The 25077-nt window shown below is 34.3% G+C and carries 24 protein-coding genes; 4 read left to right on the forward strand and 20 right to left on the reverse strand.

The window, feature by feature from the left end; translation table 11 throughout:
- Nucleotides 1-9 precede the first annotated feature (9 nt).
- From PRVXT_RS10270 to PRVXT_RS10280, 3 genes are all read right to left on the reverse strand, one after another.
- Nucleotides 10-717, reverse strand: coding sequence for a nucleotidyltransferase domain-containing protein (locus PRVXT_RS10270; protein ID WP_350342784.1), 708 nt, complete (start codon nucleotides 715-717; stop codon nucleotides 10-12).
- A gap of 63 nt (nucleotides 718-780) precedes the next feature.
- Nucleotides 781-2130 (reverse strand): glucose-6-phosphate isomerase, encoded by a 1350-nt coding sequence (locus tag PRVXT_RS10275; protein ID WP_350342785.1) that lies wholly within the window; start codon nucleotides 2128-2130, stop codon nucleotides 781-783.
- Between the two features lie 64 nt (nucleotides 2131-2194).
- Complete coding sequence (locus PRVXT_RS10280) at nucleotides 2195-3259, reverse strand: undecaprenyldiphospho-muramoylpentapeptide beta-N-acetylglucosaminyltransferase (RefSeq protein ID WP_350342786.1); 1065 nt, start codon at nucleotides 3257-3259, stop codon at nucleotides 2195-2197.
- Between the two features lie 380 nt (nucleotides 3260-3639).
- Here PRVXT_RS10280 and PRVXT_RS10285 point away from each other — a divergent pair, with 380 nt between their 5' ends.
- The 3 genes from PRVXT_RS10285 to PRVXT_RS10295 all read left to right on the forward strand — a co-directional run bounded on the left by PRVXT_RS10285 (nucleotide 3640) and on the right by PRVXT_RS10295 (nucleotide 6123).
- On the forward strand, nucleotides 3640-3840 hold the full coding sequence (locus PRVXT_RS10285; protein ID WP_350342787.1) for a cold-shock protein: 201 nt from the start codon (nucleotides 3640-3642) through the stop codon (nucleotides 3838-3840).
- Nucleotides 3841-3957: 117 nt separating this feature from the next.
- Nucleotides 3958-4572 carry a spore coat protein gene (locus tag PRVXT_RS10290; protein ID WP_350342788.1) on the forward strand — a complete coding sequence of 205 codons (615 nt, stop codon included), beginning with the start codon at nucleotides 3958-3960 and terminating at the stop codon, nucleotides 4570-4572.
- 360 nt (nucleotides 4573-4932) lie between these two features.
- Nucleotides 4933-6123 carry an IS481 family transposase gene (locus tag PRVXT_RS10295; protein WP_350342451.1) on the forward strand — a complete coding sequence of 397 codons (1191 nt, stop codon included), beginning with the start codon at nucleotides 4933-4935 and terminating at the stop codon, nucleotides 6121-6123.
- A gap of 482 nt (nucleotides 6124-6605) precedes the next feature.
- Here the strand turns inward: PRVXT_RS10295 and PRVXT_RS10300 are convergent, their stop codons facing one another.
- Nucleotides 6606-7742 (reverse strand): THUMP domain-containing class I SAM-dependent RNA methyltransferase, encoded by a 1137-nt coding sequence (locus PRVXT_RS10300; protein ID WP_350345146.1) that lies wholly within the window; start codon nucleotides 7740-7742, stop codon nucleotides 6606-6608.
- Nucleotides 7743-7886: 144 nt separating this feature from the next.
- On the opposite strand from PRVXT_RS10300, the gene PRVXT_RS10305 reads away from it, so the two are divergent.
- Entirely contained in the window at nucleotides 7887-8090 is a 204-nt protein-coding gene (locus PRVXT_RS10305; protein WP_350342789.1) for a hypothetical protein, read from the forward strand.
- Nucleotides 8091-8131: 41 nt separating this feature from the next.
- Here PRVXT_RS10305 and PRVXT_RS10310 read toward each other — a convergent pair whose 3' ends face one another.
- The 16 genes from PRVXT_RS10310 to PRVXT_RS10385 form a co-directional block, all read right to left on the reverse strand.
- Entirely contained in the window at nucleotides 8132-8944 is an 813-nt protein-coding gene (locus tag PRVXT_RS10310; protein ID WP_350342790.1) for a hypothetical protein, read from the reverse strand.
- A gap of 915 nt (nucleotides 8945-9859) precedes the next feature.
- Nucleotides 9860-10612, reverse strand: a complete 753-nt coding sequence (locus PRVXT_RS10315) for a DUF368 domain-containing protein (RefSeq protein WP_350342791.1) — start codon at nucleotides 10610-10612, stop codon at nucleotides 9860-9862.
- A gap of 12 nt (nucleotides 10613-10624) precedes the next feature.
- Entirely contained in the window at nucleotides 10625-11419 is a 795-nt protein-coding gene (locus PRVXT_RS10320) for a histidinol-phosphatase HisJ family protein (RefSeq protein ID WP_350342792.1), read from the reverse strand.
- Nucleotides 11420-11547: 128 nt separating this feature from the next.
- On the reverse strand, nucleotides 11548-13623 hold the full coding sequence (locus PRVXT_RS10325; RefSeq protein ID WP_350342793.1) for a heavy metal translocating P-type ATPase: 2076 nt from the start codon (nucleotides 13621-13623) through the stop codon (nucleotides 11548-11550).
- An 11-nt stretch (nucleotides 13624-13634) separates the two neighbouring features.
- Nucleotides 13635-13994 (reverse strand): ArsR/SmtB family transcription factor, encoded by a 360-nt coding sequence (locus PRVXT_RS10330; RefSeq protein WP_350342794.1) that lies wholly within the window; start codon nucleotides 13992-13994, stop codon nucleotides 13635-13637.
- A 96-nt stretch (nucleotides 13995-14090) separates the two neighbouring features.
- On the reverse strand, nucleotides 14091-14852 hold the full coding sequence (gene istB, locus PRVXT_RS10335) for an IS21-like element helper ATPase IstB (protein ID WP_350342319.1): 762 nt from the start codon (nucleotides 14850-14852) through the stop codon (nucleotides 14091-14093).
- Complete coding sequence (gene istA, locus PRVXT_RS10340; protein ID WP_350342320.1) at nucleotides 14818-16407, reverse strand: IS21 family transposase; 1590 nt, start codon at nucleotides 16405-16407, stop codon at nucleotides 14818-14820. The genes istB and istA overlap by 35 nt, the downstream gene beginning before the upstream one ends.
- 285 nt (nucleotides 16408-16692) lie before the next feature.
- A complete protein-coding gene (locus PRVXT_RS10345) occupies nucleotides 16693-17271 on the reverse strand; it encodes a hypothetical protein (RefSeq protein ID WP_350342795.1) in 579 nt (192 codons plus the stop codon).
- Nucleotides 17272-17510: 239 nt separating this feature from the next.
- Nucleotides 17511-17918: a hypothetical protein gene (locus PRVXT_RS10350; RefSeq protein ID WP_350342796.1), complete on the reverse strand. Its 408-nt coding sequence runs from the start codon at nucleotides 17916-17918 to the stop codon at nucleotides 17511-17513.
- A 439-nt stretch (nucleotides 17919-18357) separates the two neighbouring features.
- Complete coding sequence (locus PRVXT_RS10355) at nucleotides 18358-19239, reverse strand: glycine betaine ABC transporter substrate-binding protein (protein WP_350342797.1); 882 nt, start codon at nucleotides 19237-19239, stop codon at nucleotides 18358-18360.
- 26 nt (nucleotides 19240-19265) lie between these two features.
- Nucleotides 19266-19913 carry an ABC transporter permease gene (locus PRVXT_RS10360; RefSeq protein ID WP_350342798.1) on the reverse strand — a complete coding sequence of 216 codons (648 nt, stop codon included), beginning with the start codon at nucleotides 19911-19913 and terminating at the stop codon, nucleotides 19266-19268.
- A 25-nt stretch (nucleotides 19914-19938) separates the two neighbouring features.
- On the reverse strand, nucleotides 19939-21048 hold the full coding sequence (locus PRVXT_RS10365; protein WP_350342799.1) for an ABC transporter ATP-binding protein: 1110 nt from the start codon (nucleotides 21046-21048) through the stop codon (nucleotides 19939-19941).
- 282 nt (nucleotides 21049-21330) lie between these two features.
- A complete protein-coding gene (locus tag PRVXT_RS10370; protein WP_350342800.1) occupies nucleotides 21331-22224 on the reverse strand; it encodes a glycine betaine ABC transporter substrate-binding protein in 894 nt (297 codons plus the stop codon).
- A gap of 14 nt (nucleotides 22225-22238) precedes the next feature.
- Entirely contained in the window at nucleotides 22239-22886 is a 648-nt protein-coding gene (locus PRVXT_RS10375; protein WP_350342801.1) for an ABC transporter permease, read from the reverse strand.
- Entirely contained in the window at nucleotides 22887-24014 is a 1128-nt protein-coding gene (locus tag PRVXT_RS10380; protein WP_350342802.1) for an ABC transporter ATP-binding protein, read from the reverse strand. It abuts the gene before it with no gap.
- Nucleotides 24015-24110: 96 nt separating this feature from the next.
- Nucleotides 24111-25067, reverse strand: coding sequence for a 2-hydroxyacid dehydrogenase (locus PRVXT_RS10385; protein WP_350342803.1), 957 nt, complete (start codon nucleotides 25065-25067; stop codon nucleotides 24111-24113).
- Between the last annotated feature and the right edge of the window lie 10 nt (nucleotides 25068-25077).

The raw sequence follows: 25077 nt of genomic DNA on the forward strand, positions 1-25077 counted from the left end.
ACCCTATCCCTATCTAAATTGTCTATATCCTGAAAATAATAGACCTCCAACCGAATGTAAGTTTTCCTCAATAAACCTAATAAGTTGTTTTTTGTCTTGTTCAGAATAAAAGGAGACAAATGCTTTGTTAAATTTTTCGGCGTAACTTGGGTCAAACTCTATCAGCTCTTTATACACCCACTTCCCTTCCCCTATCCAATGTTTATTTAATCTCATTACAAATTCCGATAACAAGAAAGATAGTCGGTTTACAATAAATATTGATTCAAGATGATCATCTGACCCTTTAAGATCCTCTACCAACTCGGTTATTTTAAAGCGATACTCTTTTACCTCATCTTCAGTTAATGATTGAGGTCCGCTATTTAAAATTTCTTCAAAACGTCTTTTTATCAAATTTATGTCTTTTTTAGAGTCAATAATAGGTATACCTTCCACAACCATACTAATCAAAAATGGTCTTGCTTTGTCCACTCCCAACTTACAGTGCTTTTCAAAACTTTCCTCATCATAAACAAAAACTTCAATAGGCCATTTATCGAAAATTAGAGACTTACGATAGGGAGCTGTTTCTATGTCATTAACAATAACAATATCTAAGTCAGAGTTGTCATTAGCCTCTCCCCTAACAACACTACCTGCCAAAATAGCAAGCTGACAATCTGGATAGCTTTTTTGGACAAACTTCCTAGCAGCAACTAAAGCATTTCCCAGCATTTTAATTAATCCCCCTACCTTATCATTTTCTAAGTATTTCTACAATGATAAGGAAAATCCTGCTTATTTTAGCCTATTTTCTAAAACTTCTTTTTCTTTTTCATATCCTTCTTTTCCTAATAATGCAAACATGTTCTTTTTATAAGCTTCTACACCTGGCTGATCAAAGGGATTAACTCCTAATAGGTAACCACTAATACCACATGCTTTTTCAAAAAAGTAAATTAGATAACCAAAGCTATGCTCACTAATATTATCAAGCTTTAAAACAATATTAGGCACATTGCCGTCGGTATGTGCCAACAAAGTTCCCTTTAAAGCTTTATCGTTGATAAAATTTACTGTTTTACCTGAAAGATAGTTTAACCCGTCAAGATTTTGCTGATCATAGGGTAAAGTAATATCCTCTTTTGGACTTTTAACCTCTATAACTGTTTGGAACAAGTTTCTCATGCCGTCTTGAATATACTGTCCCATAGAATGCAAGTCTGTGGTAAAGTTTACACTGGCTGGGAAAAGGCCTTTATGGTCTTTTCCTTCACTTTCTCCGTATAATTGCTTCCACCATTCAGAAAGGTAAGCTAATGATGGTTCATAATTAGCCATGATTTCTACGGTTTTACCTTTGCGATAAAAAATATTTCTTATGACAGCGTACTGGTAGCAGTAGTTATCCAGCAGTTTGGGACTATTAAAGTCATTATATGCACTTTTTGCACCTTTAATTATCTCTTCGATATCTGCACCACTTACTGCTATTGGTAAAAGTCCAACAGCGGTTAAAACAGAAAATCTTCCTCCGATATCATCTTCAATAACAAATGTTTTATACCCTTCTTGATCTGCTAATGCCCTTAAAGCACCTTTGCTTTTGTCTGTAGTAGCAATAATCCTTTTTTGTGCCCCTTCTTTACCATACTTCTTTTCTAGTAACTCTCTAATTATTCTAAAAGCCACCGCCGGTTCTGTTGTAGTGCCTGATTTTGAGATAACATTTACCATCACTTCTTTACCCTCTAAAACATCAATTAAGTGCTTAAGGTACGTACCACTAACATTCTGACCAACAAAATAAATTTTAGGAGCTGTTCTCTTTTCATCACTCAGTTCATTATAAAATGAATGATTAAGCATTTCGATAGCAGCCTTTGCACCTAAGTATGACCCACCAATCCCTATCACTAAAAAAACATCACAATTATTTTTTACATAATCTGCTGTTTTTTTTATATCGCTAATTTCTGTCTCGCTTATTTTTTTAGGTAAATCTACCCACCCTAAAAATTCATTACCAGCGCCTGTTTTTTGGTGAAGTTGATTGTGGGCTTGCTCAACATACGGTTGAAAATATTTTAGTTCATCCTCACTAAAAAAAGAACTGGCATTTTTATAGTCTAAACTTAATTTTGACATGTAAAGTTCCTCCTATTTTATGTTTAAAGTAAATTATAATAAATTTATAAAATATTTTCCATATCTAACGTCGTTTTTTTTCGATAAGTTCCAATATTTTTTCTAACCCCAATGCAGATTTAGCTTTTTCCATTTTTTCTATATAATCAGCTCTATTGTCATAAACATTCTTAATTTTTTTTAGCAAAACTTCATCAGAAAGTTTTTCCTCATAAATGACTTGACTAAACCCCTGTTTTTCAAATGAATTTGCATTAAGTATCTGGTCCCCTCTACTGGCAGCCTTAGAAAGGGGTATTAAAACATTTGGCTTTTTTAGTGCAAGAAACTCATAAATTGAGTTAGCCCCAGCTCTGGAAACAATCACATCGGTTATTGCAAATAGGTGGGGCAACTGCTCTTTAACATAAGGGTATTGTTTATACCCATCAATCTCCATCAAACTTTGATCCACTTTCCCTTCTCCACATAAGTGAATTACATTAAACTCTTCAAGCAATGACGGGAGAATACTCCTAACATGGCTATTTATTTTTACTGCTCCTAAGCTTCCACCCATAATCATAACTACCGGTTTTGAGGTAGAAAAACCTACCTCTTTATACCCCAATTCGCTATTCCCTTTTAATATTTCCTCTCTTATTGGGGGGCCTGTATATACCCCCTTCCCTTTAGGAATGGCGTCTAAGGTTTCAGGAAAGGTTACGCAAACATTTGAACAAAATGGCATAGCAATTTTATTAGCCAGTCCTGGAGTAAAATCTGATTCATGAATTATAGTAGGCACTTTTTTTAACTTTGATGCAATAATTACTGGTACCGTCACAAAGCCACCCTTGGAAAAAACTATATCAGGCTTTATTTTTTTTATAATTGATGCTGCTTGCTTTACACCTTTTAATACTCTAAAAGGATCTGTGAAATTATCTTTATGAAAATATCTTCTTAATTTCCCTGATGAAATAGGATAATACTTTATATTTAAGTCTTCAATTAACTGACGTTCTATGCCATTTTTACTACCAATATAATAAATCTCATACCCTAACTCCTTAAGTTTCGGTATTAAAGCTATATTAGGTGTTACATGCCCCGCCGTTCCGCCACCGGTTAAAATAATTTTTTTCATCTAACATTCTCCTTTTTCTTTCCATTCAATTTTTAAATAACCCAAATTGAATAGCCAACATAATTTTCAACCTTAGAGATTTCTCAAATCCATATTTCCTTTTTGACCCCAATATCCACTATTTTCTAACATTTATTATCACCCTAGAAAAAAATTTAATTAAAAAATTATCATCTGTAAATAATATAATATACTATTATTCTTTGTAAACAAAGACTTTTCCTTTATTAAACTTATAAAGTTTTTTTGCTAAGATGTTTGACTTTTTAAAAGATAAATGATAATATAAAATTAATATGAGGTAAGGGTCGAGCCTTATAGGTAAAATATTTATCGACCAAGCCCTGACAAAAGGGTAGATTTTAGGAGGTTATTTGAAAGTGCAAGAAGGTACAGTTAAATGGTTCAACGCTGAAAAAGGTTATGGTTTTATTTCAATTGAGGGTGGCGACGATGTTTTCGTTCATTTCTCAGCAATCAACGAAGAAGGTTTCAAGACCTTAGAAGAAGGAGCTAGAGTTAGCTTCGAAATTACTGAAGGTAGCCGTGGTCCTCAAGCTTCTAATGTAAGCAAGATCTAGATAATTAATACATTAGACAATTAAAAAACAGTTCCTTTATAGGAACTGTTTTTTTGTTTGTATAATTACTTCTTTATACTAGAATACTAATAAAAAACAAGGAGGTTTATTATTAGTATGTTTACTTTGAGCCAGAAAGAAAAAAGCTTACTTAATGAGCTGCTTCAACATGAAGAATTATGCATTCAGAAGTACACAAACTACGCTTTAAAGGCCCAAGATCCACAGCTTACCCAATTGTTCCAAAACTTAGCACAGAAGGAACAGCAGCACTATGACAGCGTGGACACTCTATTACAAGGAGAAATACCCCAAGGAGCCCAACAAGGTGGTGGACAGCAGGATCAATCTCAACAAAGTGGGCAAAGTCAATCACAGGGCCAACAAAATCAACAAAGTCAAGAGCAAGGGAGCCAAAATGAGCAGCAAAGTCAGGGCATGCAAAACAACCAACAAGAAAATATGCAAAGTGCTCAACAGCAAGGGAGCATCATGTCACAACATAAGCAAGACAATCAAAGTCCCTCACAAAACCAACAAAATAACCCTGATTCTTCTTTACTTGAAGACATGCTAATGACAGAAAAATATATATCAAGCTACTATGATACAGCAGTATTTGAAATGAGCAACAGCGAAGTAAGACAGGTTCTCCAGCATATCCAGCAAGAAGAACAGCAACATGGAGAGGAAATTTATAATTACATGAGTGAAAAAGGGCTTTATAATTGAGTTGTGAGAAGTGGGTAGCTGAGGCTAGGACAAAACTAAGCAAATAAAAAAGGTTCCATCATCGATTTTTGATGATGGAACCTTTTTTATTAAATAGCTAGTATAGTTAGATAGAAGATGGTTGGATTGTTGGATAGAAAAATCGTAAGATCAAAGTTTTGTTTTTGGCAGTTGGCTGGTAGCAAAAGATAGAAGGCAAAGAGCCTTGGCCACTAAGTATTAGTAGTTAGTAATCAGATGTCAGAGGTTAGAAAAATGTACAGGTTGTTCGGTCAGGACATGGTTAACAAAAATGGTCCAACACATGGTTAACAAATCATATAAAATGTTAGGTGAAAATTCATAAGGAGGTTTCACCTAATGCCATGGGAGGAGAAAAGTAAAGTGGATCAAAGAGAAGAGTTTGTTAACCGTGCACTAACCGAAAAAATATCTTTTACAGACCTATGTGCTGAATATGGCATAAGTAGAAATACAGGTTACAAGTGGAAACACAGGTATGAACAATATGGGCTTCAAGGATTAAGGGACCTAAGTAAAAGGCCCAAGGAGAGCCCCCAAAAGTTATCAGAAGACTGCATTATAAAAATACTAAATATTAAACATGCTCACCCCTCCTGGGGAGCCCGTAAGATACAAAAGATTTTCGAAAAAAATTATCCTTTTGAAAGCGTACCTTCTGAAAGTAGCATAAAAAGAATTTTTGAAAAAGCTGGGTTAGTTAAAAAAAGAAGAGTTAAAAGAGCTGATACTAACCAAGATGCGCTTAGGCAGCTTATCCAGCCTGAAAAACCTAACGATGTTTGGTCGGTCGACTTTAAAGGTTGGTGGTACTCCACTGATAACAAAAAATGTGACCCCTTAACTATCAGAGACGACGATAGTAGATACCTTCTTGCGACACGATTATTGCAAAGACAAGCCACAGAACCTGTAAAAGAAGTGTTTGAAGAGGTATTTAAAAAGTATGGCCTTCCAAAAACCATTAGAAGTGATAACGGCACACCTTTTGCGCATAGAGGGAGTTTATTAGGACTAACTAGGTTATCAGCTTGGTGGATGTCACTGGGAATTATTCCAGATAGGACAGAAGTTGCCAAGCCTCAGCAAAATGGCGGTCACGAAAGAATGCACAGAGATCTAAAAGCTGAGGTCCAAAAAATTAATAACAGTACTTATTCCCACAACCAAAAGATAGTTGAAGAATGGAGAAGAGAGTTTAATCATGTAAGGCCTCATGAGGCACTAGACTATCAAACGCCAAGTGATAGGTACACGCCATCTGAAATTAAATATAATGGCAATGTGGATGAGATTATTTATCCGGTCAGTTTTGAGCGAAGGAAGGTAAATTCAAACGGTGCAGTGAAAATCAAATCCATAGAAATAACATTAAGTTATGCGTTATATGGCTATCACGTTGGCTTGAGTCAAAAAGATGAACATAACAGACTAAATGTTTGGTTTAACAGATTTTTATTAGGTGAAATTGACTTGCAAACCTATAAGTTTTACACTATTCAAAATGAAGAAAATAACAAGAAGTGTTAACCATGTCCTGAACCAAAAGTGTTAATCATGTCTTGAACCTGTACCGGTTCAGGACATAGGTAACACTTTTGACTTCCGCACTAATTGGCAGACTGCTTAAAAGTGCTTAGATTCGAGGCGCAAAAAAATCCCAGGCCCACAGCGTATCCTTAATACGTGGGTCTAATAGTAATAAGAAGTGAGAAGTTGGCGGTTAGTAAAGTTACTTTAGCTTTTCGACCCCAGGCGTAAGACTGCTCAAAAGCGCCCAGGTTCTAGGCGTAAAATAAGTCCAGGCTCACAGTGTATCCTTAATACGTGGGTCTAATAGTAATAAGACGTGAGAAGTTGGCGGTTAGTAAAATGCTTTTGACTTCTGCTCTAATTGGCAGGCTGCTTAAAAGTGCTTAGATTCGAGGCGCAAAAAAATCCCAGGCCCACAGCGTATCCTTAATACGTGAGGAGTCTGGGATTTTTTTTGCAACAAAGAAGATGAGTACTTTTTAGCGGCCTGATGGTTTGGGACCGTAATATTGGTAATATTGACAAGCAATCCTCCCATTATATAACTTTCTTCTTTTGGTAGCTTCTTTGCCAAACAGTTCTTCAAAATCTCTATTTGAGGTTAATACATAAAAAGACCATGTTTCTAATTCTGAAAATACATCTCCCATAGTTCTATATAGCTCTTCCACCTGTTCTTTTTCCCCTATTCTTTCACCATAAGGTGGATTTGTAACAATCATTCCATACTTATCTTTTGAGCTTAAGTCTTTTACATCTCTTTTTTGAATATGAATTACATCGTCTAACATCGCTTCCCCTATATGCTGTTGAGCGATTTTAGTAATCCTTCCATTGACATCATAACCTTGTATAGATAGTTGTTTGTCGTATTCTGCTACGTCATGGGTCTCTTTTCTAGCTTTCTTCCAACTCTTTTTAGATATGTTTTCCCAACTTTCAGAAACAAACTCTCGATTCATACCTGGTGCTATATTTTGACCTATCATGGCTGCTTCTATACAAATTGTTCCGCTACCACAAAAAGGGTCAATTAAAGTTCTTTCAGAATTGTACTTAGCCAGTTTTAGCATGGCAGCGGCTAATGTCTCTTTTACGGGAGCTTTACCCTGCTCTGTCCGATAACCTCTTTTGTGCAATCCTGGCCCTGTTGTATCGATGCTCAGCGTCACAGTATCTTTTAATATTGAGACTTCTATCTTATAAGTGGGGCCTTCTTCAGAAAACCACTGATCTCCATATGTATCTTTCAACCTATCAACAACCGCTTTTTTTACGATTGCTTGGCAGTCAGAAACGCTATACAACGTAGATTTTATTGATTTTCCTTCTACTGGGAACTTAGCATCTTGGGTTATCCACCACTCCCAAGGTAGAGCTTTGGTTTGCTCGAAAAGCTCTTCAAAAGTAGTCGCTTTAAATTCACCCATCTTAATTTTTACTCTATCTGCAACTCTAAGCCATAAATTAGAACGGCATATTGCTTTTTCATCACCTAAAAAAGTGACTTTCCCATTTTCAACACTCAATTTTTTGTAACCTAAATCCTCAACTTCATCAGCTACTATAGACTCCAATCCAAAGGTAGAGGTAGCTATTAGCTCAATTTTCATTATCTCACTCCTACTTTTATAATTGCTATATTGATAGTTTACCTTTTGTTAAGCCTTAAGGCAAATAAAACAACGATTTATTAAATATTTTTTCCAAAGGATGTTAAATATAAGTATAGATTATTCAATTACTAAGGAGGAATTATCTTGACTAAACGAACTTTCAAATCCCCTAAATACCTATTTTGGGACAAAGGAGAATGGCAGGAGGCAGCTGAAACTTTAGCCAACAGCAATCCGGAGTTTGTTGACCTAACTGGCAAAGAGCAGGTTTCACAGATGATTGGTTGGCTATCAGATCAATATCCTGTAGAGCAGGAAGAACTAGATAAAGCTAAAACTAAGGTATAAAGCGTAAAACCTATAAGAAGGATTCTCCCCTTCTTATAGGTTTATTTTTTTTTCCATTGCCAATCACTTTCTGTTACTATTTTATATAATAAATTTTCGGATAGTATTTGGTATTCCTCATCAATAATTATCCATTTTTTACTTAATTCAGCAGTAACTACATTGTTATCTTCTTTAGTATACACTAATATTTCATAGCTATCATCATTATAAGGAATAAATTCGCTTTTAAAAAGTTTCATGTCTGCAGGCTTTTTTAAGATATTTTCTAGCTCACTGCCTTTTATAGTAGTGTAGTAAGTAGCAGCATCGAGGTCTATAGGCATAGAAACTTTGTTAATTTCTATTTTGCTTACTTTATCATGTTCTTCCAAAAGGTCAGAAATAACCTCTCCATAAGTAGTTACCTTATAGCTATTATAAATAGCACCTATGGAAACTAAACTAATCAATAAAATAACATAAAAAAAAGCAAGATAAGTCAGCTTTTTCTGATGGCTTTCGTCAATCTCTACCACCTCTTTTTTCCAGGCAACAATTTTAATAATAATACTTATTAAAGCAGCTAATACCCCAGATAAAACCCAAAAAAACCTGCTATTCAACAGAAGGAATAGATATTCTTGTAACTGTATTAATCCCCCTATCCCTACTATAAGTAACAAAGACAGAAATATTACAAATAACTGTATCCTTCTATAGTCCCATTGTTTTCCTTCTACCACTTTAGCGTTTACCAAAAACCATTTACTTTCTTTACCATTAAAACAAAACCAAAAATAAAAATATATTAATGCCCCTATAATTGCTGCTCCTACTAAAATAACGCTCAACAAAATTATAATTTCTCTCAAGTAATCTCCTCCTCTCGCCTCTTAAAGATGAGGTTTAAACCAGTTCATTTGATATAGTTATATATAAGTGATACTACCACTTTCTATATCTAAAAATATAATTCCTTCCACTTTTTTTGAAAATTTTGGTTTAACTGTAATTTATTTACTTTGTTTTTATACAAAACAACTATCTTTAAATGTCATTAACCCGTAGACCTTTATTTACCTCTTTCTAGGTAAAGGCTTAAAAAGAGCAGTTCAAGAAAAAACTATTAGATAACAATGTGGCCTTGTTAATAGGTTATTTTCTTTCAATTGCCAATCGCTTCTATCACTATATCTGCAGACTTTTTTAAGATTTTCTCTATCTCACCGCCTTTTATCCGAGACGCAAAAAAATTCCAACCCCGCAGTGTATGTTGTGATACATGAGGAGTTGGAATTAGTTTAGTAACGAAGAAGATGGGCGCTTACCTATTGTCCCTAGCTGGTTCAGAGGGGTTTAAAGTGTCCAGATTCGAGGCACAAAATAATTCCAACCCCGCAGTGTATGTTGTGATACATGAGGAGTTGGAATTAGTTTAGTAACGAAGAAGATGGGCGCTTTAAATCCCTCTGAAATTATTTTTGCCCTCCTTGGGGCCAGAAATCCCAAAGAGGGCAAAAACTATAGGGAGTCATATTTGGCAAGGCCTAGCACCAAGCCAAAGTTATGGCATATTTAAAAACATATCATCTCAACATTTTCATACTATATTTATTCTAGTTATATTGTAAAACTCCTTCTTTTTATGACAAAAATATTAATATTTTTTTAATAAATTTTTAATTATTACATTGTTGTTGCATTTTGTTTGTTTCCACCCCTCTTAGAAGGAGTTTGTAAGAAAAAGGATGTTAACTTTTTCATTACAATAATATTACTCTATGGGGTCACCTTTTAGTTCCAATATATGCCAAGGTCCCTCCTAAAGCAAAGAAAATTATTTCATATACTCCTACCGACTTTGGCATTACCATGGTTGCAGAACCCACTATTAATCCTGATAAAAATAACATCACCTTTGATCTATTATTATTAAGCAGAAATGTAAGGATCCAGCTAAAAAGTACTAACCCAATTACTACCCCAATTGCAAAAAATAACAACATTTTAACATCAAAACTATTTACTGCTGCTAGCACTTCATCGTAAAGTCCCAACATCACTAATACAGTCGCACCACTAATCCCTGGTAAAATCATAGCACTACTGCTTAACATTCCACTAAATACTAAAGCTAGTGTTATAGGCAAAAATGACATTACACCGTGCTCTAAAGCTTCCTTACCAAAAAAATAGGCCATAAAAAAACCTACAATTAAAAGTAAACTGTCAGTACCTTTAAAACATTTAACTTCTCTTAATGTAACTCTAACAGAAAATAAAATCATCCCAAACAAAAAAGCATAAGTAAAGTTTTGATAATTTGCTAAAATAAAGGCGATAAAACGACTAGAGATCAATATTCCTCCAGTCACTCCTACTCCAATTGGCCATAAAAAAGTTATATTAAATTCTTTGATTGCAGCTAAAATTTCGTCATAAATCTTAAGTATCAACGCTACAGTTCCAAAACTTAACCCAGGTAACACTAGTGATACACCTAATGGAATTCCCGCTAAAATTTTCCTTATTTTTGTCATCTAACTCCCCCGTTAAATCTTAACAAAATATGGTTCCATTTTATCAAATCTAGTAATGTATTTTATCCCGATTTCTTTAAGATAGTAATTTATTTTTTGGAAGTTATACCCTAATGTATCAGCAGTATGTGAATCAGAGCCTAGTGTTATTATTTCCCCACCCATATCTTTATACATTTTTAAAAGTTTTAAAGATGGTAATGGTTCACCAAGATTATATCTATATCCTGAAGTGTTTATTTCTATGCCTTTACCACTATATATTAATAGCTTAAAGATTTCTTCTAGTATATCTAAATGGTTTTGAATTTTTCCAGTGGCTATATCTTCATTATATCGTTTTAATAAATCTATATGACCTATAACGTTAAACGTATCAAATTTTTTTATACTTTCATAAAGTTCTAGATAATAAACCTCATTAGCTTCGCTAGCACTTTTATTGTCAAAAAACTTTTTAGTATGTATATCCATACGTTGAGCGGAATGTACTGAAGCTATTACAAAATCAAAGTTTCCTTTTTCAGTTAGATTTTTACATTTCTCATGAATATGAGGTTGAATTCCAAGTTCAACCCCCTTTAAAAGAGATATATTTCCTTTGTATTTATTTTTGTAAAAGTCGATAGCTTTTATATACTCATCTAAGTCAAATTCGAAACTTTTCCCTTCTACACAGAAATCATAATCTACATGATCTGTAAAACATATTTCTTTTATACCCAACTCTATACCTTTTTTTATGATATCTTCCATACAAACTTGACAATCTTCCGAAAAAGAAGAGTGAACATGATAATCAAACATTATTATACCTCCTAAAAGATTCTTTTAATATTGTAAGGTAAAGCTAGCCACTTAGCAAGCTTTATCCATATTTACTGGCTAAATCACAAAAACTAGCCAGAGCTTATCCCTCTAGCTAGTTTTTGTGTCTAAGCCTTTAAAACTCTTATTGAGTTTAGTACCGCTAGTAAAGAAACACCTACATCTGCAAATACAGCTTCCCACATAGACGCTAACCCAAGCGCTCCCAATATCAATACTACTCCTTTTACTCCTAAAGCCAAAACAATATTTTGCCATACTATCCTTCTTGTTTTTTTAGCTATCTCCATAGCTTCCACTACTTTATAAGGATTATCTTGCATAACTACCACATCTGCTGCCTCAATAGCAGCATCGGAACCTAGCCCCCCCATAGCAAAGCCTATATCACTCCTTGCTATTACTGGCGCATCATTTATCCCATCTCCTACAAAAGCCACATTACCTTTCGCTTGATTGGATATATCCTCAAATTTCTCTACTTTCTGGTGTGGAAGAAGTTCAGAAAAAATACGTTTAAATTTCAAGTCCCTTGCAACTTTTTCTGCTACATTGCTGTTGTCACCAGTTAGCATCACTGTGCTTATATTTTTTTTATTTAGTTTTTCAATTGTTTTAAAGGAGTCTGCTTTAATCTTATCTCCAATCAATATGGCGCCTACAAAAGTTCCATCTACAGCTACATAGACAACTCCTTTACCGTCAACATCTTGGTAATCTTTAACATCAATTCCCTCATCCTGCAGGAAAGTTCTTTTTCCAACAATAACTTTGTGTCCTTCAACATCAGCTTTTACTCCCTTCCCTGCTATTTCTCTATGCTCCGATACTAAAGCCTCATTAATTTCTTTATTGTATTCTTTAACGATTGATTTAGCAATGGGATGGTTTGAATAAAACTCTACATGTGCGGCATAGTAAAGAACATCTTTTTTCTTTCCAGCCTCACTAACAATTTTATTAACTTTAAATACTCCTTCAGTTATTGTACCTGTTTTATCAAAAACAACTGTATCGATGGTATTTAGTCCTTCTAAATAATTGCTTCCTTTAACAAGTACTCCTTTTTTTGAGGCAGCACCAATCCCTCCAAAAAAGCCTAAGGGTATTGATACAACTAGAGCACAAGGACATGATATTACCAAAAATACTAAACTTCTATAAACCCATATAGATAAATCTTGTGAGAAAAACATCACTGGAATCAAAGTAAGAAGAACGGCTACACCAACTACTGCTGGAGTATAATACCTTGCAAATTTAGTGATAAAGTTTTCTGTATTAGCTTTTTTGGAGCTTGCATTTTCCACAAGTTCCAATATCTTATGCACAGTAGATTGAGAAAACTCTTTCTTTACTTCTATTTCCAATAAACCGTTTTGATTTATACTACCACTTAAAACATCTCTTCCTGCTTTTACACTAACTGGTACCGATTCACCAGTTAGTGCCGATGTATCTAACATGGAGTTTCCCTTTAATACAATACCATCCAAAGGAACTTTCTCACCCGGCCTAACAACAATGGTGTCTCCTATATTAACTTCTTCTGGCTTAATTTTTTTGGTTTTTCCATTTATCTTTAGATGAGCATATTCTGGCTTTATATTCATAAGTGCTGTTATTGATTTTTTAGAGTGATTTACCGCTAAGTTTTGAACAAGAATCCCAATTTTATAAAATAACATAACAGCAACTGCTTCCGGATATTCAGTAATGAGTATTGCTCCTATGGTAGCTATAGACATTAAAAAATTTTCATCAAATATTCTTCCTTTTATTATATTATTACCAGCCTTAAATAACACATCATGTCCTACCACTAGGTAGCTGCTAATAAACAGTACAATTCTCACAGTTTCTTGACTAATGAGAACGGCAGATACAAACATTATAATGGCAACAATTAACTCAATAAATTTACCCTTTTCTGCCCAATCCCAAAAACCATTACCTTTACTTGAATTATATTGAGTTACCTTTATATGAGGTTCTAAGTCTTTTACAATCCTGTTTATATCATCAAATGGATTTATATCTTTTGTAACCTCAATAGTTAATGTTTTATTAACAAAGTTAACATTAGCCTTTTCTATGTTAGATAATTTATCAACTCTCTCTTCAATTTTGTTAGCACAATTAGCACAATCTAAACCATTAAGATTATACTTTATCTTCACCATAATTTCCCCTCCTACTCCCTTACATGTTCCAGACCTTGCATAAAAATTTGCTCTACATGGTTATCAGACAATGAATAATATACAACTTTACCAGCCCTTCTAAACTTAACAAGTTTTGAATTTTTTAGAACTTTTAATTGATGAGAAGTAGCTGACTGACTAATATCAAGTAAAGCGGCAATATCACATACACACATCTCTTGCCGCCACAAAGCAAACAAAATTTTAATCCTCGTTGTATCCCCAAAAACTTTAAATAGGTCTGATAACTCAAAGATTTCTTCCTCCATCGGCAACTCATTTTTGACTTTATCAACAACTTCTTGGTGAATCACCTTATTTATACATTTTTCAATTTTAGTTTCCTTCACAAGTATCCCCCTTTCATATGAACACCTGAGCAGATTGTAACTGGCAAGTAGAATTGGAGAAATTTTGGCAATTAATTTTCCCTATCCTTTTTCCAGTTAAAACCTAGAATTTTCTTCAAAAAATGATTCTCTGTGTGCTAATCTATAACTTTTACCTGACATATTAAATAACTCACATCTATGAGTGATTCTATCTAAAACAGCTGTAGTTAAAGCTGGGTCACCCAATAGTTCAGTCCAGTCTTCTAGACCTTTATTTGAGGTAATAATAAGTGATGCTTGTTCATGAAGTGCCGTTATGAGTTGGAAAAACAGGTTAGACTCTTCCCTAGATATCGGCAAGTAACCTAGTTCATCGATGATTAGTAAGCTAGAGGACAAAACCTTATTTATTTTGCCTTTACTTTTTCTTGATATCTCTTGGGTTTTTAAACAGTGCATAAGGTCGTTCATAGTAACAAAGCTAACCTTGTACCCCATCTCAACAGCCCTGTAGCCTAGTGCTATTGCTAAGTGAGTTTTACCGACCCCAGGAGGGCCCAAAAAAATTAAATTATACATACGGTCTATCCATTCCAATTCCGATAAACTGTTAACTTGTCTTTGAGTTATGGACTTTTGAAAATCTAAATCAAAATCTTCTATAATTTTAAGTGTAGGAAAACCAGCGTTTTTTAGCCTTCTTGCCTGTGCTTTTTCTTCTTTTAGTTTCATTTCTTCCTGAAGTATGTTTAACAAAAATTGCTGATATGAAATGCTTTTTCCATCTGCATCTTGAACGACTTGAGAAGCGTTTGTATTTAAGTAGTCAAGCTTTAATTTTTTAGCATTTTCTTTGATTAGCTCCAATTTCTCCACTGTGACTGTCCCCTTTCAAAGAATTAGTATACTCTTCAATACTTCTTATTTCAGGCTTTAAATCCTGATACTTTGAAGGGGTAGAAATGTCTGCCTTAAAGTACTTTTTATTAAGTTGTCGTTTTTCTTCCTCCTTAAAGTATTGGATTGTATCCTTAAGCATGCCAGCGCTGTAGAGTTTTCTTTCAACGCAGTAATCAATAGCTTTTTGTACAAGTGACGGGTTTTCAGATGTCACTGTTTTAATTATTAGGTTAGATTGATCTTTAAAGTATCTAGATTTTTCAGCCCTAATGATATCAACAAACGTTATTGCCTTATCAGTTTCTCCTAAACTTTTTAAAACTTTCTCACGCATTTCGTCGCAACTGTACTTTCTTGATTTTTGCCTATCTGGGTGGTCTATTGTTACTAGCTGACCTTTTCCTTTAGCAATTTTATGTGTGATAATCAACTCATTAGTATCTTTATCAATTATTTCGATACAATCTTTTTTAACTGATAAATTAACTTCTTTACCTGGTGAATAAGTCCCTATGGGTACTTGATATCTGTTTTGTTTGTAAAATACTGTATTGTTTTTTCTTACTAGATAGGTTAAAATTTTAGTATCAGTTGATTCAGCAAAGAGGGTAGGTATTGGCATTAAGTGTTCCTTTTCCAGAGCAAACACTTCTGCCGGTACCTTCTTTGTTGTTTCATGGACTTTTTTATTGCCGGTTCTTTCTAGCCATTTTAGATTATCATCATTAAAGGATTCAATATCTACAAATTTTCTATGTTTAGCGAAGTTATTCTTGGCATACTTTACTACAGCTTCTACTTTGCCTTTGCTTTCAGGATCAGCCTTTCTGCAAAGGTACACTTTAAACTTAAGAGAGTTAAGATAATTTTGAAATCCTTCGGTATATAATATATCTCCATTGTTTTCAGAAACTACTAGTACTTTATCTTGATCATAAACTATCTCTTTGGGTCTGCCGCCAAAGTACTCAAAAGCTTTGTTGTGGGCTTTGATGAAACTTGATGTTGTAAATGGCTTGTCCGACCACCATACGAACTTGTATCTTGAATGGGATAAAACCATTCCAAAACAATATGCTTTTACTCTTTTATTATCATGTGTCTTAAGCCATATCTCTCCTAGATCAACTTGAGCTTGATACCCCATAGGAAGATTTTCTATTTCTTCATACTGCCTAACTGATGTCACTTTGGGCAAGTCATATTCTTTTCTAAGCTTGTTTACATAGAGCCTTAGAGTTCTTTCCTTAAAATCTAGCTCACCATGTTTTTCTAAAAGCCAATCATAAATCTGAGCGGCTGACATATCTCGGTATTCTTTAATCCATTCTAAAATTTGCTTTTTGTATTTATCCACCTTCTTTCTCCGTGATTGAGCTGTATTATGGAGCTCTGAAAACTCATCAAACTCCATATCCCAGTACTTTGATACGGTCTTGTAGTCAATCTCTAGTAGCCTTGCAACTTGGGATTTATTTAATCCCCTAGACCTATTTTCTTTAATTTTGGCAAACATATCCCACCTCTTCAATTCTCATACCTCCTCTGATAAATTAACTCTTTAATTTTATCAGAAGGGGTATTTTTTTAGTAGATAACTGGAAAAAATTCTCCGTTTCTATTTGCCAAAATCTCTCCATTTTAGTTTACCATTTACACAGATATTCATATGTTTACTAATAGTATATGACTAACTCATAATTTCGTCAATGATTTTTAATTAAAATTTTAAAAGATCGTATTCTTATTTTTTGATTTTCTAAAAGAATACGATCTTCACTGTATAAAACTTGCTTATTTATCAAAAAAACAGGACTTAAGGTTGTCTTTGTTTTTTATGTAGATGCTCATTTAGTTGGATTACTTTTTTTTCTTTTTTATCTTCTTCTTTTATTTCTTTAACCTCGTCAGAGAAATCAAGACCTAAAAACACAAAAAAGATAATTATAACAAGAGATATGGGAATAGAAAATGTCCTAAAATAATAATAGCCCGATTTAATTCCAAAAAGGTAAGGCATTCCATACTTTACCTCTAAGGCCCTACCATATAACACATATAAGTTAAAGATAGTTAGTAGTGCTATTACAACCAGCGTAACTATAGTCCAGTTCTTAAAATTATCATGCATCTTTAGAAATTTACATATCTTTGTTCTAACCCTTAACTTTGGCTTAGGAAACAATTGTATAATATAATCTGCAATTTCATTTATCTGCAGCTGAGGCTTTTTAGACACTTTTCCTTTAGTGTACAAAAAGTACCATGATAAAATAGCAACACTTACTAGAACAGCTATTACGAATATAATATTTACTAATAAAGTGCTCATGTCATCCTCCTCAGCAACTAATGATTTATCTATCATACATAATTTTTCTATACCAATTAGCAATCCTCCTTTAATTTAGTTATAATTAATTATTTTTTATAGATTATTATTTTTAAGTAGATAAAATAAAACTCCTATCAGCGTTCTTTTATCTCCACCTAGTAGTTAATTAAATTGTTGTGATTTTACTGCTAATGGATCTCCAACGACAACCCCTTTGCTTAGCTATATCATGGTCGGTTAAATTCTAGTCTTTAACAGAAAAAATGGCTGTCTCATGCAGAAGAGAAAGACAGCCATTTTTATTTTATAATTTTATTATTATTTACAACACCATCAAGGGTTATAGTAGCGTTATGGTATACTTTATTAGAGTGTCCTTGAAATAAAAAATAATGCAGGTCGTGAATAATTTTATGAGCTTCAAGTATTTTTTCCATATCTTTGTTTTCATCGGCTTCTTTCATTATTTTTTTTAAATATTTAAAATCTGCTTTTAGGGGCTCATAAGTAACTTGGTTGGCAATTTCTAAAGTAGTATTCTTTTTTTCGGCAAATTTATCCCATTCAATTAACGTCATATCTTGGTAATTATCATTCTCAACAATTTTAGTAAAACTTCTATTTAGCATTGACACAGATTTTGTTATTTCATTTAAGTTTTCTTGATTAACTAAAGCAATATTCCTTGTTTGAGTATACTCTGACATAAAAAAATTTGTGATACCCATATAGCCTAGTGAAGCTATGAATAAAATAAATACACATGCTAAACCCCATCTTAAAAAAATAGAATTTATTAATTTAGAAAAAATACAAATCACCCCTCTGCTTTTACTTAAGAAAATGACACTTCAATAAAAGGAAGTCAAGCAACCTGATATTGGCATCATAGAATCCAAAAGTTTACTTTGGCATCACTTCAAAAGCACTAAATAATTATTCATGTTCTAATTATATCCATCCCTCTACTTTATAAAATTATACCACATGGGGAGAAAAGACAAAAGAAAAGTCTTTGGGTGTCAATCAGCTGAGTTTTCTCCACCATTGAACTTGTCCCATCACAACCTTGATGTGGAGAGTTCATTAGAAAGTACAATAAAAGAGGTATAGAGTTTTGTTATCAACTCTATACCTCTTACTATTTTACTCTATCAATCCTTCTGATTGTAACCAATCTCTTGCAACGTCTCTAGCTTGTTCATCTTCTAAATCCACCCTCGCATTTAAGCTTGACATTGTCTCATCATCTATGCGGCCTGCTAACAAGTTTAATACTTCCTCTAACTCAGGATGAGCCTCTAAAGTATCTTTTCTAATAATTGGAGCTGCGTAATACGGTGGAAAGAAATTTTTGTCATCTTCAAGCATTTTTAGGTTAAACGCAATTATTCTACCATCTGTAGCAAATGCATCATTTACATCAGCATTTCCATCTCTTACTGCAGCGTATGTTAAACCAGGATCAAAACCTGCAGTGCTTCCAAACTCAAAACCATAAGTTTCTTGCAATCCTTGATAACCATCAACTCTCTCTAAAAATTCATGGGTCGCTCCTAAGGTTAAATCATCAGCATGCTCTTTTAAGTCGCTAATAGTTTCTACACCTAACTGTTGTGCCTTATCTTCACGCATAGATAATACATAGGTATTGTTAAAGCCCAGAGGTTCTAGCCACTTGATACCCATCTCTTCATACTCACTAGCAACGATGTCATAAGCTTCCTGCGGATCATTAACTAACTCTAAGTCAAGTAAATTAATTAAAGCGGTACCTGTATATTCAACATACATATCTAAATCTCCTCGCTGCAAGGCACCATCAACTACATTTGTACCTCCTAACCATGTTTCATAGTTTACCTCAAGATCAGTTTGTTCTTGTATAAGCTCTCCAGTAATATAAACTAGAATGTCCTGTTCAGTAAAATCTTTACCTCCAATAGAAATAACATCCTCATCATTACTTGAACACCCTATAAAAATTAAAGGTAATGCTAAAATTAATATAAAAGTAAGTTTACGCATAAATATAACTCCTCCTGAAATAATGTTTATTTTCTCAACCCTTTAGGGGTCGATAAAATTTCTAGCTGTTTTATGCCAGTATCAAAAGCTATAGCCAATAGAGCTGCAGGTATTGCGCCTGCTAAAATTAAACCATCTCTACTTGTTGAAATCCCTCTAAAAATAAATTCACCAAGTCCGCCAGATCCCGCTAAAGACGCTAAAGTAGCAACTCCAATTATAAGAACTGTAGAAGTCCTAATCCCTGCCATTATAACTGATAAAGATAACGGAAGTTGTATTTTAAAAAGAATTTGCATATCCGTCATTCCCATACCTCTTCCAGCCTCAATAATCGAGGGGTCAACTTCCGAAATTCCAGTATAAGTATTTCTTAATATAGGAAGTAATCCATACATAGTAAGAGCTACTATAGCGGGCCAAATTCCCAAGCCTAAAATTGGGATCATAAATCCTAGTAACGCTAGTGATGGTATAGTTTGAAAAATGGCTGTAATGCCTATAACTGGCTCTGCAAATCTTTTGTATCTTGTTAAAACAATCCCCAACGGCACTGCAATTACAACTACAATTGCCAATGAAATCATTGAAAGTTGCAAATGTTGAAGTAAGTACAATATCAATTCATCTGTTCGTGTGGTCACTATTTCAAAAAAATCTAGTAATCCATCCATTTAAAATATATACACTCCTTTCTAATTATAAATACTTATCCTCCATAACCTCTACAAGACTGGCTCTAGTTACAACACCAACGACAAATTGTTCTTCATCAAGTACAGGTACAAATGACATATTATGCTTGTTAATTAATTCAACTACGTCTTCAAGAGGCTGATTAACTTGTACAGTTGGAATATCTGAGTCAACAATATCTCCTAAATTTTTTGTCTCATCTGTAAAATTTTTCTGCACACTCCAAACACTAGCTACTCCTTTAAACTTATTACGTTCTGTAACTATTAAACTATCAACCTTATTTTTTCGCATGGTTTTCAAGGCTCCAGCCAGGCCTTTTGAAGGCCTTTCTTTAATTGGTTTATCCATAACTTTATTAATAGCTGGAAGATGCACGTCATCTTTTAACCTATCTTCACCAATAAACTCGCTTACAAATTGGTTAGCTGGTCTACGCAAAATATTTTCAGGGGTATCAACTTGAACAATCTCGCCCTCTTTCATAAAGCAAATTCTGTCAGCTATCTTTAGGGCTTCGTCCATATCATGAGTGACAAAAACTATTGTCTTTTTTATTTCCTCCTGTAAGTTAACAAGCTCATCCTGTAACTGCTCCCTACTAATTGGATCTAAAGCACTAAAAGGTTCATCCATTAAAATAACCGGTGGGTCAGCTGCCAGTGCCCTAATAACACCAATACGTTGTTGCTGCCCTCCACTTAACTCTGTTGGGTAACGTTCCTTATATGTATCTGGTTCCAAACCTACCATTTTTAATAATTCATCAACTTTTTGTTCATATTTCTCTTTGTGGGTTTTCTTTAATTTAGGAACCAACGCTACATTCTCACCTATTGTCATGTGGGGTAATAGTCCAATACTTTGTATTACATAGCCTATATCCCTTCTTAAAAGAACTGGATCTGATTCTTTTATATCCGTACCATTTAAATAAATAGCCCCTTCTGAAGGTTCTGTAAGCCTATTTATCATTCTCATGGTAGTGGTCTTACCACAACCACTTGGTCCTATTAGCACAAGTAATTCTCCCTTTTTAACATCAAGATTTATACCTTTTAGCGCTTCGAATCCATCTTCGTATATCTTTCGTACATTTTGAAATTTTATCATCTTTGACCTCCTTTGACCATTATTATGGTAACATAAAGAGTTTACTATATACAAACTTAATCTCATCTAGTTATCTAAGTATATCTGTACTGACAACACTTGTTGACATAATGTCTATCTTTTCCTTATAAATAGTAGGGCATCCTTTGTATTGCGTGTTATAACTTCAAAAAGCGGGTGTCCAAAACAATAATCTAAATAATTTTTATTTTTATGAATAAAAAAAAGCTGTCTCAAAGTTGAAACAGCCCTCTTCTTTAATATTATCTTATTGATGCTAAACTACTGGATTATATCATTTTCTCTCAAATATTCTCTTGCAACGTCTCTGGGGTCTTCTCCCTCCAAATCAACCCTTGCATTAAGTTCTGACATTGTGGTATCATCCAACGAACCACCCAGTTTATTTAATGCGTCCTCAAGTTCTGGATGCTGTTCTAAAGTGTCCTGCCTTACTATTGGCGCTGGATAATATGGAGGAAAAAAATTTCTATCGTCATCTAAGGATTTTAAATCAAAAGCTACTATTCTCCCATCTGTGGAGAAAGCATCATTTACATCACCTTCACCATCTCTGACAGCAGCATAGGTAAGACCTGGGTCTAATCCCCTTATATCTCCAAACTCTAAGTTGTAGGCTTCTTGTACTCCCGCATAACCATCAGGACGCTCTAAAAACTCATGGGTCGCTGCCAAAGTCAAGTCAGGAGCATATTCAGCTAGGTCACTTATGGTTTCTATATTAAGTTCTTCTGCATGATCTCTTCTCATAGATAGTGCGTAGGTGTTATTAAAACCCAATGGTTCAAGCCAAATTAGGTTTTTCTCATCTGCATATATTTCACTAACAGTATCATAGACTTCCTGAGGGTCGGTTATAGTCTCCATTTCTAAAATATTAATTAAAGCTGTGCCAGTATATTCTGGGTAGATATCTAAATCTCCTCTTTCAATTGCTTGTGCGACTACGTCAGTCCCACCTAAGAAGGGCCGGGTTTGAACTTCTAAATCTGTGTGTTCCTCAATTACAGCTTCCATCATAAAAACTAAAATATCTTGCTCAGTAAAATTTTTCCCTCCTATAACAACGTCTGGACCACCACCAAAAAGTCCAAAACATCCTCCCAACATCAAAACACATAGCAACACGCTTAATATTTTTACATAAGTTTTCATTTTATGCCTCCTTTTTATTTCCTTAATCCTTGAGGTGTAGCACGTAGTTCCAACCATTTAATAGTGAAATCAAAAAACAGAGCTAATAATGCTGCTGGTATAGCACCACCTAAAATCAAACCGGGATCAGATGTAGATATCCCTCTAAAAATAAATTCACCTAATCCTCCGCCTCCTATAAGTGAAGCCAATGTAGCTACTCCCACTATCAGTACCGTAGAGGTTCTTATGCCGGCAATTATAAATGACATTGCTAGAGGAATCTGAACCATAGTAAGCACCTGCATTGAAGTCATCCCCATACCAACTCCTGCTTGAACTGCTGCTTCATCAACTGACATTATTCCAGTATAAGTGTTACGAAGAATTGGTAGTAAGCCATATATAGTCAAGGCTACAATAGATGGTAAAAAGCCAATACCTAAAAACGGTATCATAAACCCTAATAAAGCTAACGATGGAATGGTTTGGAATAAAGCCGCCACTCCTATTACCGGCTCAGCTAATTTTCTACTTCTTGTTAAAGCTATACCTAAGGGCACAGCAATAATAACTGCAATAAACAAAGCTACCAATGTTAATTGTATATGCTGAATAAAATAAGTAACTAATTGGTCTGTCCTAGTTGTCACCACTTCATAAAATGCTCTTATTTCATCCATTTATAACTCTCCTCCATCTTCAAGGTACATATTAGTCATAACTTCTACTATACTAGCCCTGGTAACTACACCTTTTATACTTTTTGACTCATCTAAAACTGGCAAAAAAGAACTATCATGTTTATTGACAAGTTCAACCACCTCTTCTGTTGGAGTATTTACATTAACTGCTGGATACTCCTTATCCATTACATCTCCTAAATTCATTTCTTCATTTCTATAATGTTTTTGGATTTGCCAAACCCCTGCTACTCCTAAGTATTTGTCTTTTTCTGTGATTACTAACTTATCCACTTTGTACTTACGCATTTTTTTAACGGCTTCAAAAAAACCCTGGTTAGGTTTTGCAGTAATTGCCTTATCTATAAGTTCACTAAGTTCAGGTAACGTTTCGGATTCCTTCAATCTATCTTCACCTATAAATGACCTAACAAACTCATCTTTGGGATATCTTAGGATTCTCTCCGGGGTGTCAAGCTGAATAACTTTACCATCTTTCATGAGACAAATTCTGTCAGCAATTTTTAAGGCTTCATCCATATCGTGAGTGACGAAAACTATAATCTTTTTAATTTCTTCTTGTAATTTAACGAGTTCTTCTTGGAGTTGTTCTCTACTAATAGGGTCTAACGCGCTGAAAGGTTCATCCATCAAAATTATGGGAGGATCAGCTGCTAATGCTCTTATAACTCCTATTCTTTGTTGTTGCCCACCGCTAAGTTCAGTAGGATACCTATCTTTATAAGTTTTAGGATCTAGTCCTACCATATCCAATAGTTCATCTACTTTATCTGTATAATCTTTTTTGTCCATTTTTTTTAATTTTGGAACTAGTGCTACATTGTCAGCTATAGTCATATGCGGAAGAAGACCGATATGCTGTATAACATATCCAATATTTCTTCTTAAATATACAGGGTCTATTTTAGTTACATCATCACCATCAATAACTACCCTTCCTTCTGTAGGCTCTATAAGTCGATTTATCATCCGCATGGTAGTGGTTTTCCCTGACCCACTTGGTCCTATAAGTACCATAAGCTCACCTTTTTTAACTTCAAAAGATATAGAGTCTAAAGCTCTAAATCCATCAGCAAAAACCTTTGAAATACCTTCAAATTTAATCATAGCTACCCTCCTCTAGTTATCTTTATATTTTCCTTGGATAATAAAAGCTATTCAAAATAAAAAAACTGCCGACAAAGATTTGTCGGCAGTTTTTATTTAGTTTACTGGTGTTAATGGTTCTTCACCATTCAAAATCCTCACTAGATTATTCGCAGCAATTTCAGCCATTTTTCTTCTTGTATCATAAGTAGCACTTCCTGTATGTGGAGTAAGCACTACATTGTCTAAGGTGTTTAGGTCTTCCTCTAATTTGGGCTCCCTTTCAAATACATCAAGACCAGCCGCCCAAATTTTCTTTTGTTTAAGGGCTAAAACCAGCGCCTTTTCGTCAATCATTGGACCCCTAGCAGTATTAATTAATATGGCGCTATCTTTCATCATTTCTAACTCGTTTTCGCCTATCATATGATAAGTTTGCTCAGTTAAGGGGGCATGTAAAGAAATAAAATCCGATTCTTTTAAAAGGGTCTCTTTATCAACATACTGAGCGTTAAGTTCATCTTCAAGTTGCCTGTTGCGGCTACGATTATGATACAAAATCTTCATGTCAAAACCTAAACTTCTTTTTGCAAAAGTTTGACCAATGCGGCCAGCTCCGATAACTCCTAGAGTTTTGCCTTTGATATCAGCACCTAAAAAAAGATTGGCACCCCAGCCTGTAAACTTACCTACTCTGGTAAATTCATCGGAAGGAACTATCTTCCTTGCCGCTGCCATAAGCAATGCCCAGGCTAAGTCTGAAGTTGCATCTGTTAACACTTCAGGAGTATTTGTTACTGTAATGTTGTGTTCATTAGCTGCTTCGATGTCTATGTTGTTGTATCCTACTCCATAATTAGCTATACCCTCTAACTTTTTACTTGAATTTATAACCTTTTTTGTTATGGGGTCTGTGATTAATGATAGCAATCCATGAATCTCTTTTGAGTTTTCTAATATCTCATCCTCAGTTAAGCTTTCTTTCGCGCTTACCTCAACATCAAAATGCTTACTTAAAATTTCCTTCGCTTCTGGAAAAATTTCTGCTGTAATGAATACTTTTTTTCTAGACATTAACTTGCAC

Origin of the sequence: Proteinivorax tanatarense, assembly GCF_040267685.1 — a bacterium.
GTDB classification, from domain to species: domain Bacteria; phylum Bacillota; class Proteinivoracia; order Proteinivoracales; family Proteinivoracaceae; genus Proteinivorax; species Proteinivorax tanatarense.

Bases quoted from the DNA above. Each gene is read 5' to 3' on its own strand.
- PRVXT_RS10350 (WP_350342796.1), bottom strand. From the start codon at position 17,918: ATGTCAGAGTATACTCAAACAAGGAATATTGCTTTAGTTAATCAAGAA.
- PRVXT_RS10355 (WP_350342797.1), bottom strand. From the start codon at position 19,239: ATGCGTAAACTTACTTTTATATTAATTTTAGCATTACCTTTAATTTTT.
- PRVXT_RS10370 (WP_350342800.1), bottom strand. From the start codon at position 22,224: ATGAAAACTTATGTAAAAATATTAAGCGTGTTGCTATGTGTTTTGATG.
- PRVXT_RS10290 (WP_350342788.1), top strand. From the start codon at position 3,958: ATGTTTACTTTGAGCCAGAAAGAAAAAAGCTTACTTAATGAGCTGCTT.
- PRVXT_RS10315 (WP_350342791.1), bottom strand. From the start codon at position 10,612: ATGACAAAAATAAGGAAAATTTTAGCGGGAATTCCATTAGGTGTATCA.
- PRVXT_RS10295 (WP_350342451.1), top strand. From the start codon at position 4,933: ATGCCATGGGAGGAGAAAAGTAAAGTGGATCAAAGAGAAGAGTTTGTT.
- PRVXT_RS10270 (WP_350342784.1), bottom strand. From the start codon at position 717: ATGCTGGGAAATGCTTTAGTTGCTGCTAGGAAGTTTGTCCAAAAAAGC.
- PRVXT_RS10365 (WP_350342799.1), bottom strand. From the start codon at position 21,048: ATGATAAAATTTCAAAATGTACGAAAGATATACGAAGATGGATTCGAA.
- PRVXT_RS10385 (WP_350342803.1), bottom strand. From the start codon at position 25,067: ATGTCTAGAAAAAAAGTATTCATTACAGCAGAAATTTTTCCAGAAGCG.
- PRVXT_RS10320 (WP_350342792.1), bottom strand. From the start codon at position 11,419: ATGTTTGATTATCATGTTCACTCTTCTTTTTCGGAAGATTGTCAAGTT.
- PRVXT_RS10380 (WP_350342802.1), bottom strand. From the start codon at position 24,014: ATGATTAAATTTGAAGGTATTTCAAAGGTTTTTGCTGATGGATTTAGA.
- PRVXT_RS10325 (WP_350342793.1), bottom strand. From the start codon at position 13,623: ATGGTGAAGATAAAGTATAATCTTAATGGTTTAGATTGTGCTAATTGT.
- PRVXT_RS10275 (WP_350342785.1), bottom strand. From the start codon at position 2,130: ATGTCAAAATTAAGTTTAGACTATAAAAATGCCAGTTCTTTTTTTAGT.
- PRVXT_RS10360 (WP_350342798.1), bottom strand. From the start codon at position 19,913: ATGGATGGATTACTAGATTTTTTTGAAATAGTGACCACACGAACAGAT.
- PRVXT_RS10280 (WP_350342786.1), bottom strand. From the start codon at position 3,259: ATGAAAAAAATTATTTTAACCGGTGGCGGAACGGCGGGGCATGTAACA.
- PRVXT_RS10375 (WP_350342801.1), bottom strand. From the start codon at position 22,886: ATGGATGAAATAAGAGCATTTTATGAAGTGGTGACAACTAGGACAGAC.